The 12,645-nt window shown below is 62.4% G+C and carries 13 protein-coding genes and 1 tRNA gene; 8 read left to right on the plus strand and 6 right to left on the minus strand.

Features of this window, described 5'->3' with window-relative positions; genetic code table 11:
• Positions 1–52 precede the first annotated feature (52 nt).
• The 6 genes from IFU31_RS07385 to hemA form a co-directional block, all read right to left on the minus strand.
• Positions 53–571 (minus strand): acyloxyacyl hydrolase, encoded by a 519-nt coding sequence (locus tag IFU31_RS07385; protein WP_192054703.1) that lies wholly within the window; start codon positions 569–571, stop codon positions 53–55.
• A gap of 115 nt (positions 572–686) precedes the next feature.
• Positions 687–1,478: a glutamate racemase gene (gene murI, locus IFU31_RS07390; RefSeq protein WP_192058596.1), complete on the minus strand. Its 792-nt coding sequence runs from the start codon at positions 1,476–1,478 to the stop codon at positions 687–689.
• Positions 1,471–2,226 carry a molybdopterin-synthase adenylyltransferase MoeB gene (locus IFU31_RS07395; RefSeq protein ID WP_192058594.1) on the minus strand — a complete coding sequence of 252 codons (756 nt, stop codon included), beginning with the start codon at positions 2,224–2,226 and terminating at the stop codon, positions 1,471–1,473. Before IFU31_RS07395 ends, murI begins: the two co-directional genes overlap by 8 nt.
• The gene (prmC, locus tag IFU31_RS07400) at positions 2,220–3,050 is read right to left on the minus strand and encodes a peptide chain release factor N(5)-glutamine methyltransferase (protein ID WP_192102623.1); all 831 of its coding nucleotides are present in this window, start codon (positions 3,048–3,050) and stop codon (positions 2,220–2,222) included. The genes IFU31_RS07395 and prmC overlap by 7 nt, the downstream gene beginning before the upstream one ends.
• Positions 3,051–3,053: 3 nt before the next feature.
• Positions 3,054–4,136, minus strand: a complete 1,083-nt coding sequence (gene prfA / locus IFU31_RS07405; protein ID WP_122475230.1) for a peptide chain release factor 1 — start codon at positions 4,134–4,136, stop codon at positions 3,054–3,056.
• Positions 4,133–5,410: a glutamyl-tRNA reductase gene (hemA, locus tag IFU31_RS07410; protein WP_122475232.1), complete on the minus strand. Its 1,278-nt coding sequence runs from the start codon at positions 5,408–5,410 to the stop codon at positions 4,133–4,135. Before hemA ends, prfA begins: the two co-directional genes overlap by 4 nt.
• A 164-nt stretch (positions 5,411–5,574) precedes the next feature.
• Here hemA and IFU31_RS07415 point away from each other — a divergent pair, with 164 nt between their 5' ends.
• From IFU31_RS07415 to ychF, 8 genes are all read left to right on the plus strand, one after another.
• Positions 5,575–7,302, plus strand: a complete 1,728-nt coding sequence (locus IFU31_RS07415) for a tetratricopeptide repeat protein (RefSeq protein ID WP_122475234.1) — start codon at positions 5,575–5,577, stop codon at positions 7,300–7,302.
• A gap of 27 nt (positions 7,303–7,329) precedes the next feature.
• Positions 7,330–7,944, plus strand: a complete 615-nt coding sequence (gene lolB, locus IFU31_RS07420) for a lipoprotein insertase outer membrane protein LolB (RefSeq protein WP_192058765.1) — start codon at positions 7,330–7,332, stop codon at positions 7,942–7,944.
• Positions 7,945–7,963: 19 nt separating this feature from the next.
• On the plus strand, positions 7,964–8,809 hold the full coding sequence (gene ispE, locus IFU31_RS07425) for a 4-(cytidine 5'-diphospho)-2-C-methyl-D-erythritol kinase (protein WP_185795007.1): 846 nt from the start codon (positions 7,964–7,966) through the stop codon (positions 8,807–8,809).
• A gap of 39 nt (positions 8,810–8,848) precedes the next feature.
• Positions 8,849–8,923 (plus strand) — tRNA-Gln (locus IFU31_RS07430).
• A gap of 47 nt (positions 8,924–8,970) precedes the next feature.
• Positions 8,971–9,912, plus strand: a complete 942-nt coding sequence (locus IFU31_RS07435) for a ribose-phosphate pyrophosphokinase (RefSeq protein ID WP_043192909.1) — start codon at positions 8,971–8,973, stop codon at positions 9,910–9,912.
• 138 nt (positions 9,913–10,050) lie between these two features.
• Positions 10,051–10,656, plus strand: a complete 606-nt coding sequence (locus IFU31_RS07440; RefSeq protein WP_122475235.1) for a 50S ribosomal protein L25/general stress protein Ctc — start codon at positions 10,051–10,053, stop codon at positions 10,654–10,656.
• Positions 10,657–10,729: 73 nt separating this feature from the next.
• Entirely contained in the window at positions 10,730–11,314 is a 585-nt protein-coding gene (gene pth / locus IFU31_RS07445; protein ID WP_192058590.1) for an aminoacyl-tRNA hydrolase, read from the plus strand.
• A 21-nt stretch (positions 11,315–11,335) separates the two neighbouring features.
• Positions 11,336–12,436 (plus strand): redox-regulated ATPase YchF, encoded by a 1,101-nt coding sequence (gene ychF / locus IFU31_RS07450; protein WP_122475237.1) that lies wholly within the window; start codon positions 11,336–11,338, stop codon positions 12,434–12,436.
• The last annotated feature ends 209 nt before the right edge of the window (positions 12,437–12,645 follow it).

The following is a 12,645-nucleotide window of genomic DNA, read 5'->3' on the forward strand; positions in this document are numbered from 1 at the left end:
CGCGGGCAGAGAATCCTGCCCGCGCGTCGGCCAATGCTGGCCGAGGGACAGCTTACAGCGGCATGCGGTAGTTCAGTGTGTAGGCTTCGATACCATCGTTTGGCTCTTTGATGCCGGCGTTGGAGTAGTGGATCGCTCTCACACCCAGCTCATGACCGCCACCGAAGCGCAAACCGAAGCCGATACGGTCTTCGAAGTTGAACGACGAACCCAGCTTGTTGCCTTCGATCTGCGTGTGCGCGAAGGCGGCGACACCGATGCCGGCCTCGATGTAGGGCTTGATCGAACCGCCGCCGAATTCGTAGACGAATACTGGCGCGAACGACAGGCTGTGGTTGTCCTTGAAGTCCTTGCCATCCCAGTAGGTATAGCCGGCATCCCAGTAGCCGGTCAGGCGACCGACGTCGGTCTGGAACCAGCTCTTGTCCCAGTTGGATTGCAAGCCAATGCGATAGACCTGGGACGATTCGCCCGTTTCGCCCGCGGAAAACGATAGGTCGGCCGCGTTCGCGGTCACCGATTGCCCCAACATCAAAGCCGCAAGCGCAGCCAAACTGAACAGTCTCTTCATGAGAAACATCCTACCGAATGCAGTTGTAAGAATTTTTGTCGAAAAAATGGACATGCTATGGAATCGGAGTTGGAACGTAAGTTCAGTGTTACATCCCGTTTTTTTCACATTTTTTTTACAACGTGAATACTTGCACATTGTCAGAAAATTTCCACAGCTTCGGTAGGACATTTCGAAAAATATCTATCGATCCGCTGGTCCAGAACTGCGCGGGCCGCGCCGGCCCGTCAGCCAGCTGGTTTCCGGCACTCAGCAATCGCTGTAGCTGACGCGCTACTGCGGCGCCAGTATCGACCAGCGCCACGTGGGCCGGGACCATGGTGGCCAACAGGGGCTTGAGGAACGGATAGTGCGTGCAGCCCAGAATAAGGGTATCGCAGCCAGCGTCCAGTAACGGTTGCACGTACCCCTGCAGCAACAGACGCAGCGCCGGACTGTCCAGATCGCCGGTTTCGATCAGTTCGACCAGTCCGGGACACGGCTGGGTGATGACCTGCACTTCGTTGGCAAAACGATCGAGCAGTGCCACGAATTTGGCGCTGCGCAGGGTGCCGGTGGTGGCCAGCACACCGACGACACCACTGCGGGTCGCTGCCGCGGCAGGTTTGACCGCTGGCTCCATGCCAACGATGGGCCAGTCGGGATAGCGTTGACGCAGATCCGCCACCGCAGCGACCGTGGCCGTGTTGCAGGCCAGCACCAATGCCTTGGCGCCCTGGCCGTGAAAAAAATGCGCAACCTTGGCACAACGCTCGCGGATGAATTCGCTGGATTTCTCGCCGTACGGAATGTGCCCGGTGTCGGCCACGTACAGCAGCGATTCGCAAGGCAGCAGCCGTTCGATTTCGCCAAGCACCGACAAACCGCCGACGCCGGAATCGAACACGCCGACAGGCGCCTCAGACATGCCGGGCGCTGCAGACCGGGCACTTGGGATCGCGCTTGACCCGCATTTCGCGGAAATGGGTGCCCAGTGCGTCGATCAACAGCAGCCGACCGACCAGCACATCGCCGAACTGCGCCAACAGCTTCAACGCTTCCAGTGCCTGCAGGCTGCCCACCAGCCCGACCAGCGGGCCCACCACGCCGGCCTCGCTGCAGGTCAGCTCGGCATCGCTGCCTTCACCGTACAGGCAATGGTAGCAGGGGCTTTCCGGACGCCGTGGGTCGAACACCGACAACTGCCCTTCCAGGCGGATGGCGGCACCACTGACCAGCGGCTTGCCGGCGGCAAAGCAGGCGGCGTTCACCGCCTGGCGCGTGGCGAAGTTGTCGGAACAGTCGAGCACCAGGTCGACGGCGGCAACCGCTGCGCTCAGCGAGTCTTCATCCAGCGCGGCGCGGTGCGCCACCAAGGCGATTTCGGGGTTGATCGCGCCCAGCCGGGCAATGGCCGAATCGACCTTGCTGATACCCACCGAGGTGCTGTCGTGCAGCACCTGGCGTTGCAGGTTGGTCACATCGACGGTGTCGAAGTCTGCCAGATGCAGCTCGCCGACGCCCGCTGCAGCCAGGTACAGCGCCACCGGCGAGCCCAACCCACCCAAGCCGACGATCAGTACCCGGCTGCCCTTGAGCCTCAATTGGCCTTGGATGTCGACCTGCGACAGCAGCACCTGCCGGCTGTAGCGCAGCAGCTCCTGATCGCTCAGCACAGCAACCGCCCCAGCGTGATGCGCTCGTGACCGCCGAGATCGATACGGCTTTCGATCTGCTCGAAATCGTGTTGGGCCAGCAGTTCACGGACCGCCGGTGCCTGGTCGTAGCCGTGTTCGAGCAGCAGCCAGCCGCCCGGATGCAGGTGCGCGGGTGCCTGGCCGATGATCAGGCGCAGGTCGTCGAGGCCGTCTTCGCCGGCCACCAGTGCACTGGCGGGCTCGAAGCGCACGTCGCCGGCACGCAGATGAGGGTCGGCACTGGCGATGTACGGCGGGTTGCTGACGATCAGGTCGAAACGCTCGCCCTGCAGGGCGCTGAACCAGTGGCTCTCGAGCACCCGGGCATTGCCCAGGTTCAGGCGCACCCGGTTGCGCTCGGCCAGGGCCACTGCTTCGGCGACGCGGTCGACTGCGGTGACTTGCCAGGCACTGCATTCGCCGGCCAGGGCCAAGGCAATCGCTCCCGTACCCGTGCCCAGATCCAGTACTCGCGCCGAGCTGGCCGGCAGCAATTGCAGCGCAGCCTCTACCAGCAGCTCGGTTTCGGGACGCGGAATCAATGTGTGCGAGGCCACTTCCAGGTCGAGCTTCCAGAACCCTTGCTGGCCCAGGATATAGGCAACCGGCTCGCCCGCCTGGCGACGCTTTATGAAGGCGGCGAAGGCGTTGGCAGCTTCGCTGGGCACGATGCGCTCGGGCCAGGTGTGCAGGTAGCTGCGCGACTTGCCCAGTGCCGCGGCCAGCAGCAGCTCGATATCCAGGCGTGCGGTCGGGGAATCGGGCAGTTCGACAGCGCGCAACAGGCTGGCAATGATGGTCATGTTCTATTCACCCAACGCGGCCAACTGATCGGCCTGGTATTCAGCCAGAAGCGGCTCTATCACTGCATCGACGCCGCCGGCCAGCACTTCATCCAGACAGTACAAGGTCAGGTTGACACGATGGTCGGTTACCCGGCCCTGCGGAAAATTGTAGGTGCGGATGCGCTCGGAACGGTCGCCCGACCCCACCAGCAGCTTGCGCTCGCTGGCGATGGCATTGGCTGCGGCGCTGCTTTGCATGTCGTTGAGCTTGGCTGACAGCCAGCTCATGGCACGGGCGCGGTTCTTGTGCTGCGAGCGTTCTTCCTGGCATTCCACCACGATGCCGGTCGGCAGGTGAGTGATGCGGATCGCCGAGTCGGTCTTGTTGACGTGCTGGCCACCGGCACCGGAGGACCGGTAGGTGTCCACGCGCAGATCGGCCGGGTTGATCTCGATGGCCACCTGCTCGTCCGGTTCAGGCAATACGGCCACCGTGCAGGCCGAGGTGTGGATGCGGCCCTGGGATTCGGTTTCCGGCACGCGCTGGACACGGTGCGCGCCGGACTCGAACTTGAGCTTGCCGTAGACGCTGTCGCCTTCGACGCGGGCGATGACTTCCTTGTAGCCGCCATGCTCGCCTTCGTTTTCGGAAAGAATCTCCAGGCGCCAGCCACGGCGTTCCGCATAGCGCGAATACATGCGGAACAGATCGCCGGAAAAGATCGCCGCTTCATCGCCGCCGGTACCGGCGCGGATCTCGAGGAACACGTTGCGACCGTCGTTGGGGTCCTTGGGCAGCAGCATGCGCTGCAGCGCGCCCTCCAGTTGCACCAACTGCTCGCGGGCTTCGCGCACTTCCTCGGCAGCCATCTCGCGCATGTCCGGGTCGTTGTCCTTGAGCAACGCCTGCGCGCCCTCCAGGTCAGCCTGCACCTTGGCCCATTGCTGGTAACCCAGCACCACGGGCTCGACTTCGGCGTATTCCCTGGAATAGGCGCGGAAGCGGGTTTGCTCGGAAATGACTTCAGCGTCGCCCAGCAAGGCGGTCAGTTCCTCGAATCGGTCCTGGAGCGTGTCCAGCTTGTTGAGCAGTGACGCTTTCATTGCGGCGGTTTATCCGTTGAGCCCTCATCGAGGGCAAAGAGTTCCTGGGCCATGGCCAGCGCATCGACGCGGCCTTCGGCAGAGAGCTTTTTCATGTGCACGCTGGGTGCGTGCAGCAACTTGTTGGTCAGGCCCCGGGCCAATTGCGCAAGCACCTCTTCGGCGTTGCCGCCGTTGGCCAGCAGGCGCATGGCTTTCTGCAGCTCCTCGTCGCGCAGGCGCTCGCCCTGCTGGCGGTAGGCCTTGAGCACGTCCACCGCCGCCAGCTCGCGCAGACGCAGCATGAAATCGTCGGCACCTACGCTTACCAGTTCTTCGGCGGCCTGGGCGGCACCCTGGCGGGTTTTCAGGTTCTCGGCAACCACTTCATGCAGGTCGTCGACGGTATAGAGGTAGACGTCGTCCAGCTCGCCGACCTCGGGTTCGATGTCGCGCGGCACGGCAATATCGACCATGAAGATGGGCTTGTGCTTGCGCAGTTTCAGCGCGCTCTCGACCGCGCCCTTGCCCAGGATCGGCAACTGGCTGGCGGTGGAGCTGATGACGATGTCGCTGTTGACCAGCTCCTGGGGAATATCGGAAAGCAGCACGGCATGGGCGCCGAACTGCGCAGCCAGGGTACTGGCGCGCTCCAGGGTGCGGTTGGCCACCACGATGCGCTTGACCCCCTGCTCGTGCAGGTGGCGTGCGACCAGGGTGATGGTTTCGCCGGCGCCGATCAGCAAGGCCTGGCTGCGCGCCAGGTCGCTGAAGATCTGCTTGGCCAGGCTGACGGCGGCAAACGCCACCGAAACCGGGTTCTCGCCGATTGCGGTGTCGGTGCGCACCTGCTTGGCAGCGCTGAAGGTCGCCTGGAACAGACGCCCCAGCAGCGGCCCGATGGTGCCGGCCTCGCGGGCCACGGCGTAGGCGGATTTCATCTGCCCGAGAATCTGCGGCTCGCCCAGCACCAGCGAATCGAGCCCGGACGCCACGCGCATCATGTGACGAACAGCCGCATCTTCTTCGTGCACATAAGCGCTCGCGCGCAGCTCTTCCACACTCAAACGGTGGTAATCGGCCAGCCAGCGCAGCACGGCATCGGCAGCCAGGTGATCCTGTTCGATGTACAGCTCGCTGCGGTTGCAGGTCGAGAGGATCGCGGCCTCACGGCTGTCGGTCAGCCGGCAAAGCTGCTGCAGGGCCTCTACCAGCTGCTCCGGGGTAAACGCCACGCGCTCGCGCACGTCTACCGAAGCAGTCTTATGGTTGATACCGAGGGCGAGAAAGGCCATTCAAGGTCGCTGATGATGTCGAGAAGCCGGTAATTGTCCTACTTCGTCCGGCCCAGAACAACCACCGCTATCTATTGTCCTAATAGGCAACCTCGAGTTATGGGTTTGACCTGTGGCTTGTGTCATGATGATCCGACCGCAGGTAAGCCGCCAAAATCCCCTCTATGAATAGAACCTCCACGTTGCTCCTCGCCTTCGCCTTGCTGCAGGGCTGCCAGTCATGGCCACCCAAAGAGCAGGCGACTCCGGTTCCCGTGGCGCAGCCGGCGCCTGCGCCGGACGAGACGCCCAAGGTCTACGGCTCGTTCAGCGAGGAAACCGTGTTCAGCCTGCTCAGTGCAGAGTTGGCCGGGCAGCGTGATCGCTTCGATCTTGCCCTGGGCAACTACGTGACCCAGGCCCGCAAGACGCAGGATCCGGGCATTGCCGAACGCGCTTTCCGCATCGCCGAATACCTGGGCGCCGATCAGCCAGCGCTGGAGACCGCGCAGTTGTGGGCGAAAAACGCCCCCGCCGACCTCGACGCGCAGCGTGCTGCTGCCATCCAGTTGGCGCGCAATGGCAAGTACGACGAGTCGCTGGTGTACATGGAGAAGGTCCTGCAGGGCCAGGGTGACACCCATTTCGACTTTCTTGCGCTGTCGGCGGCCGACACCGACGAAAGTACCCGGCGCGGCTTGCTGCAAAGTTTCGATCGCCTGCTGGGCAAGTACCCCGGCAACGGCCAGCTGATCTTCGGCAAGGCCTTGCTGATGCAACAGGATGGCAATACCGAAGGCGCCCTGGCGTTGCTGGAAGGCAATCCACCCCAGGAAGGTGAAATCGCCCCCATCCTGCTGCGCGCCCGTCTGCTCGCCGCGCTGGATCGCGGCAGCGAAGCCATGCCACTGCTGGAAAAAAACCTCAAGAAAATCCCCGACGACAAGCGTCTGCGCCTGACCTATGCGCGCATGCTGGTCGAACAGAACCGCATGGACGACGCCAAGCTGCAGTTCGCGATTCTCGTTCAGCAATACCCGGACGACGACGAACTGCGCTATTCGCTGGCCCTGGTGTGCCTCGAAGGCAAGGCCTGGGACGAAGCCTACAATTACCTCCAGCAACTGGTGGAGCGCGGCAGCCACGTCGACTCCGCACACCTGAACCTGGGCCGCATCGCCGAAGAACGCGGCGATCCACAGACAGCGCTCGATGAGTACGCCCAGGTGGATGTCGGTACCGACTACCTGCCCGCCCAGCTGCGTCAAGCCGATATCCTGATCGCCAACGGCCGCGCCGACGAGGCTTCACGGCGCCTGGCCGAGGCACGCGATGCCCAGCCCGACTACGCGATCCAGCTGTACCTGATCGAAGCCGAAACCCTGGCCAACAACGACAAGACCCAAGCCGCCTGGCTGGTGCTGCAGAACGCCATCAAACAGAATCCGGACGACCTGAACCTGCTGTACACACGGTCGATGCTGGCTGAAAAGCGTAACGACCTGGTACAGATGGAAAAGGACCTGCGGGCCATTCTGGCCCGCGAGCCGGACAATGCCATGGCGCTCAATGCCCTGGGCTACACGCTGTCCGACCGCACCACTCGCTTCGAGGAGGCCCGCACCCTGATCGAGCGGGCCCACCAGATCAACCCCGAAGATCCAGCCGTGCTGGACAGCCTGGGGTGGGTCAATTACCGACTGGGCAACCTCGACGCCGCCGAGCGCTATCTGCGCGACGCGCTGGAACGCTTTCCCGACCACGAAGTGGCCGCCCACCTGGGCGAAGTGCTGTGGGCCAGCGGCAAGCAGCGCGAGGCGCGCAAAATCTGGGGCAAGGCCCTGCAAGAACAACCCGACAGCCCTGTCCTGCGCAGCACCATCCTGCGCCTGACCGGTTCAGAGAATCTTTAATCCATGTCTTTGCGTCCTACCTCCTACATGATGCGTCACCTGCTGGTTGCCACTTTCATCGCCGTGCTCACCGGCTGCGCCGGCATGGGCTCCCACGAAGCCCTGCAGGGTCAGGGCAACCCGCAACAGTGGCAAGTGCACAAACAGCAACTCACCCAGCTCGACGGTTGGGAGATCAACGGCAAGATCGGCATCCGTGCGCCCAAGGACTCCGGTTCCGGCACCCTGTACTGGCTGCAGCGTCAGGATTACTACGACATCCGCCTGTCCGGCCCTCTGGGGCGCGGTGCGGCGCGCCTGACCGGACGCCCGGGCGATGTCAGCCTGGAGGTGGCCAATCAGGGCCGCTACCAGGCCACGACCCCCGAAGAACTGCTGGAACAGCAACTGGGCTGGAAACTGCCGGTTTCGCATCTGTCCTGGTGGGTCCGCGGCCTGCCGGCCCCCGACAGCAAGAGCCAGCTGACCCTTGATGGCGACAGCCGCCTCGCGGGGCTTGCCCAGGACGGCTGGAAAGTCGAATACCTGAGCTACACCGAACAGAATGGCTACTGGCTGCCCGAGCGGATCAAGCTGCATGGCCAGGACCTGGACGTGACCCTGGTGGTCAAGGATTGGCAGCCGCGCCGGCTGGGGCAGTGACATGAGCGCAGGCACTTCCATGAACCCCGTACTGACCCTGCCCGCGCCGGCCAAGCTCAACCTGATGCTGCACATCCTCGGCCGGCGCGCGGATGGCTATCACGAGCTGCAGACGCTGTTCCAGTTTCTCGACCACGGTGATGAGCTGGATTTCGCCCTGCGCGACGACGGCGTGGTGTGCCTGCACACCCAGATAGCCGACGTACCCCACGACAGCAACCTTATCGTCAAGGCCGCGCGGCAGCTGCAGGCACTGACGGGTACGGCGCTGGGCGCCGATATCTGGTTGCGCAAGGTACTGCCCATGGGCGGTGGTATCGGCGGTGGCAGCTCCGATGCCGCCACCACCCTGCTCGCTCTGAACCACCTCTGGCAGACCGGCTGCAGTGAAGATCAGCTCGCGCAGCTGGGGCTTTCCCTGGGCGCCGATGTGCCGGTGTTCGTGCGCGGCCATGCGGCGTTCGCCGAAGGCGTGGGCGAGAAACTGACCCCGGTCGAACTGCCACAGCCCTGGTATCTCGTGCTTGTACCGCAAGTCTCTGTAAGTACAGCGGAAATTTTTTCGGATCCGTTGTTGACACGTGACTCGGCGCCCATTAAAGTGCGCCCCGTTCTTGAGGGAAACAGTCGTAATGACTGCCAGCCAGTAGTAGAGCGTCGTTACCCGGATGTACGTAACGCACTGAATTTGCTTGGCAAATTCACTGAAGCTCGGCTAACAGGCACTGGAAGTTGTGTGTTTGGGGCCTTCCCAAGCAAAGCGGAAGCTGATAGAGTTTCGCACCTTCTTGCAGACACCCTTACAGGGTTCGTGGCCAAGGGAAGCAACGTTTCGATGTTGCATCGCAAGCTGCAGAGTCTGTAACAGGAAACGAGTGCTGGGCACTCGGAAGTTTCAAGCTACAGGGGCGTCGCCAAGCGGTAAGGCAGCAGGTTTTGATCCTGCCATGCGTTGGTTCGAATCCAGCCGCCCCTGCCATTTTCCTATACTCATCCAGGTATACCCTCAGCCGGCAGGTACTGCGCGTGTCCAAGATGATGGTCTTTGCGGGGAACTCAAACCCCGATCTGGCTCGACGCGTTGTGCGTCAGCTGCATATCCCTCTCGGTGATGTCTCCGTCAGCAAGTTTTCCGATGGTGAAATCAGCACCGAGATCAATGAAAACGTTCGCGGTAAAGACGTCTTCATTATCCAGCCTACATGTGCGCCGACCAACGACAACCTGATGGAACTGGTGCTGATGGCCGATGCCTTCCGCCGCTCCTCGGCTTCGCGAATCACCGCCGTGATCCCCTACTTCGGTTACGCTCGTCAAGACCGCCGTCCGCGCTCTGCCCGTGTGGCAATCAGCGCCAAGGTCGTCGCCGACATGCTGACCGTGGTAGGCATCGACCGTGTCCTCACCGTCGACCTTCACGCCGACCAGATTCAAGGCTTCTTCGATATCCCGGTCGATAACATCTACGGTTCTCCGGTTCTGGTGGACGATATCGAAGACCAGCGCTTCGAGAACCTGATGATCGTTTCCCCCGACATTGGTGGCGTGGTGCGTGCACGCGCCGTGGCCAAGTCGCTGGGCGTCGACCTGGGCATCATCGACAAGCGTCGCGAGAAGGCCAACCACTCCGAAGTGATGCACATCATCGGTGATGTCGAAGGCCGTACCTGCATCCTGGTCGACGACATGGTCGATACCGCCGGCACTCTGTGCCACGCGGCCAAGGCCTTGAAAGAACATGGCGCGGCCAAGGTGTTCGCCTATTGCACCCACCCGGTCCTGTCGGGGCGTGCGATCGAGAACATCGAGAAATCCGTGCTGGACGAGCTGGTGGTGACCAACACCATCCCGCTCTCCGCAGCCGCACAAGCCTGCGGGCGTATCCGTCAACTGGATATCGCCCCGGTTGTTGCCGAAGCGATGCGTCGCATCAGCAACGAAGAATCGATCAGCGCGATGTTCCGCTGAGGGCCCTGCCCTTCACGAACACCGTTCTGACGAAAAGCGCCCCGGCCCGACACTCTTGTCGGGCCGGGGCTTTTTTGCCCGTATCGCCTTGGCGCTGGTCGCAAACGCTGGGCGAACGTGGTTATTTTGGAGAAACACATGAACGATTTCACTTTGAATGCCGAAGCGCGTTCCGACCTGGGGAAAGGTGCGAGCCGCCGCCTGCGTCGTCTCGCCAGCCTGGTACCAGCTGTTGTCTACGGTGGCGAAAAAGCCCCTGAGTCGATCAGCATGCTGGCCAAGGAAGTTGCCAAGCTGCTCGAAAACGAGGCTGCCTTCAGCCACGTGATCGAACTGAACGTTGGTGGCACCAAGCAGAACGTCCTGATCAAGGCACTGCAGCGTCACCCAGCCAAGGGTCACGTCCTGCACGCTGACTTCGTACGCGTGATCGCCGGCCAGAAACTGACCGCCATCGTGCCTCTGCACTTCATGAACCAGGAACCGGCTGTCAAGAAAGGCGGCGAGATCTCGCACACCGAGACCGAGCTGGAAGTCACCTGCCTGCCGAAAGACCTGCCTGAGTTCATCGAAGTCGACATGGCTGACGCTGAAATCGGCACCATCATCCACCTGTCCGACCTCAAGGCTCCGCAAGGCGTCGAGTTCGTGGCACTGGCTCATGGTACCGACCTGGCAGTTGCCAACGTCCACGCTCCGCGTATCGTTGCCGACGAAGAAACCGAAGAAGGCGCTGCCGAGTAATCTTACTCGCACGCCGAGCTGTGGATGACACCCTCGGGTGGCGTCCACGACTCGACAAGGAAGAGCCCCTGCCGTGACCGCCATACAACTGATCGTTGGCCTGGGTAACCCCGGCCCCGAATACGAACAGACCCGGCATAACGCAGGGGCTCTTTTCGTTGAGCGCATCGCCCAGGCACACCGTGTGAACCTGGTAGTCGATCGCAAGTATTTCGGCCTGACGGCGCGTTTCAGCCATCAGGGCCATGATGTTCGTCTGTTGATCCCCACCACCTACATGAACCGCAGCGGTCAATCCGTCGCAGCGATGGCGAATTTCTTTCGCATACCGCCGCAAGCGATCCTGGTGGCCCACGACGAACTCGACCTGCCCCCCGGCGTCGCCAAGCTCAAACTGGGCGGCGGGCACGGCGGGCACAACGGCCTGCGCGACATCATCGCGCAGCTCGGCAATGACAATGGCTTTCACCGTCTGCGGCTTGGCATCGGCCACCCGGGTGACAGCAAGTTGGTGTCCAATTTCGTTCTTGGCCGCGCCCCGCGCGCCGAACAGGAAAAGCTGGATGCCAGTATCGATTTTGCCCTCGGTGTGCTGCCGGATATCTTCGCCGGCGAGTGGAATCGCGCGATGAAAAACCTGCACAGCCAAAAGGCCTGACTCTTCGAAGAGGGATTCACCATGGGATTCAACTGCGGCATCGTCGGCCTGCCCAACGTCGGCAAGTCCACCCTGTTCAACGCCTTGACCAAATCCGGGATCGCGGCCGAGAACTTTCCGTTCTGCACCATCGAGCCCAACAGCGGCATCGTGCCGATGCCCGATGCGCGCCTGGAAGCACTGGCTGCCATCGTCAATCCCAAGCGCGTGCTGCCCACCACCATGGAGTTCGTCGACATTGCGGGCCTGGTGGCCGGCGCTTCGAAAGGTGAAGGGCTGGGCAACAAGTTCCTCGCCAACATCCGCGAAACCGACGCCATCGCCCACGTGGTGCGCTGCTTCGAAGACGAGAACGTGATCCACGTTTCCAACAGCGTCGACCCCAAGCGCGATATCGAGATCATCGACCTTGAGCTGATTTTCGCCGACCTCGACAGCTGCGAGAAGCAACTGCAGAAAGTTGCGCGCAACGCCAAGGGCGGCGACAAGGACGCGGTCGTGCAAAAGGGCCTGTTGGAGCAGTTGATTGCCCACTTCACCCTGGGCAAACCGGCCCGCAGCCTGATGCGCACCATGGGCAACGACGAGAAGGCGGTCGTGCGCGGCTTCCATCTGTTGACCACCAAGCCGGTCATGTACATCGCCAACGTTGCCGAAGACGGCTTCGAGAACAACCCGCTGCTGGACGTGGTACGGGTGATTGCCGAAGAAGAAGGCGCGATCGTGGTGCCGGTGTGCAACAAGATCGAAGCCGAAATCGCCGAGCTCGACGACGGCGAAGAGAAGGACATGTTCCTCGAGGCCCTGGGCCTGGAAGAGCCCGGCCTGAACCGGGTGATCCGCGCCGGCTACGAACTGCTCAACCTGCAGACCTACTTCACCGCCGGCGTCGAGGAAGTCCGCGCCTGGACCGTGAAGATCGGCGCCACCGCGCCACAGGCCGCCGGTGTGATCCACACCGACTTCGAAAAAGGCTTCATTCGCGCGGAAGTCATCGCCTACAACGACTTCATCCAGTACAACGGCGAAGCCGGTACCAAGGAAGCAGGCAAATGGCGCCTGGAAGGCAAGGAATACATCGTCAAGGACGGTGATGTAATGCACTTCCGCTTCAACGTCTGAGCCGACCCGCTACACCGCCTCACGCGCCCCTCGAAAGCCCCGTCATCGCCCTGCGATACGGGGCTTTTTGCATTCAGGCTCCAAGGGCCGCCACGCGCTAAAGATAGCGCATGGCCAGCCGACAACCTGTAGACCAGACACGTGCACGGGTTACCGCGCCCTGGTGACCACCCGCTGCCCTCGACCGCGCCGTAGTTCCCCCTAGCAGA

The sequence above is a fragment of the Pseudomonas sp. CFBP 13602 genome (assembly GCF_014842725.1).
Classification (GTDB): Bacteria; Pseudomonadota; Gammaproteobacteria; order Pseudomonadales; family Pseudomonadaceae; genus Aquipseudomonas; species Aquipseudomonas baltica.

What these genes read in the sequence shown, in the direction of transcription:
- IFU31_RS07385 (WP_192054703.1), bottom strand. Translation starts at nt 571, where the DNA reads ATGAAGAGACTGTTCAGTTTGGCTGCGCTTGCGGCTTTGATGTTGGGG.
- murI (WP_192058596.1), bottom strand. Translation starts at nt 1,478, where the DNA reads ATGTCTGAGGCGCCTGTCGGCGTGTTCGATTCCGGCGTCGGCGGTTTG.
- prmC (WP_192102623.1), bottom strand. Translation starts at nt 3,050, where the DNA reads ATGACCATCATTGCCAGCCTGTTGCGCGCTGTCGAACTGCCCGATTCC.
- prfA (WP_122475230.1), bottom strand. Translation starts at nt 4,136, where the DNA reads ATGAAAGCGTCACTGCTCAACAAGCTGGACACGCTCCAGGACCGATTC.
- hemA (WP_122475232.1), bottom strand. Translation starts at nt 5,410, where the DNA reads ATGGCCTTTCTCGCCCTCGGTATCAACCATAAGACTGCTTCGGTAGAC.
- IFU31_RS07415 (WP_122475234.1), top strand. Translation starts at nt 5,575, where the DNA reads ATGAATAGAACCTCCACGTTGCTCCTCGCCTTCGCCTTGCTGCAGGGC.
- lolB (WP_192058765.1), top strand. Translation starts at nt 7,330, where the DNA reads ATGATGCGTCACCTGCTGGTTGCCACTTTCATCGCCGTGCTCACCGGC.
- ispE (WP_185795007.1), top strand. Translation starts at nt 7,964, where the DNA reads ATGAACCCCGTACTGACCCTGCCCGCGCCGGCCAAGCTCAACCTGATG.
- IFU31_RS07440 (WP_122475235.1), top strand. Translation starts at nt 10,051, where the DNA reads ATGAACGATTTCACTTTGAATGCCGAAGCGCGTTCCGACCTGGGGAAA.
- ychF (WP_122475237.1), top strand. Translation starts at nt 11,336, where the DNA reads ATGGGATTCAACTGCGGCATCGTCGGCCTGCCCAACGTCGGCAAGTCC.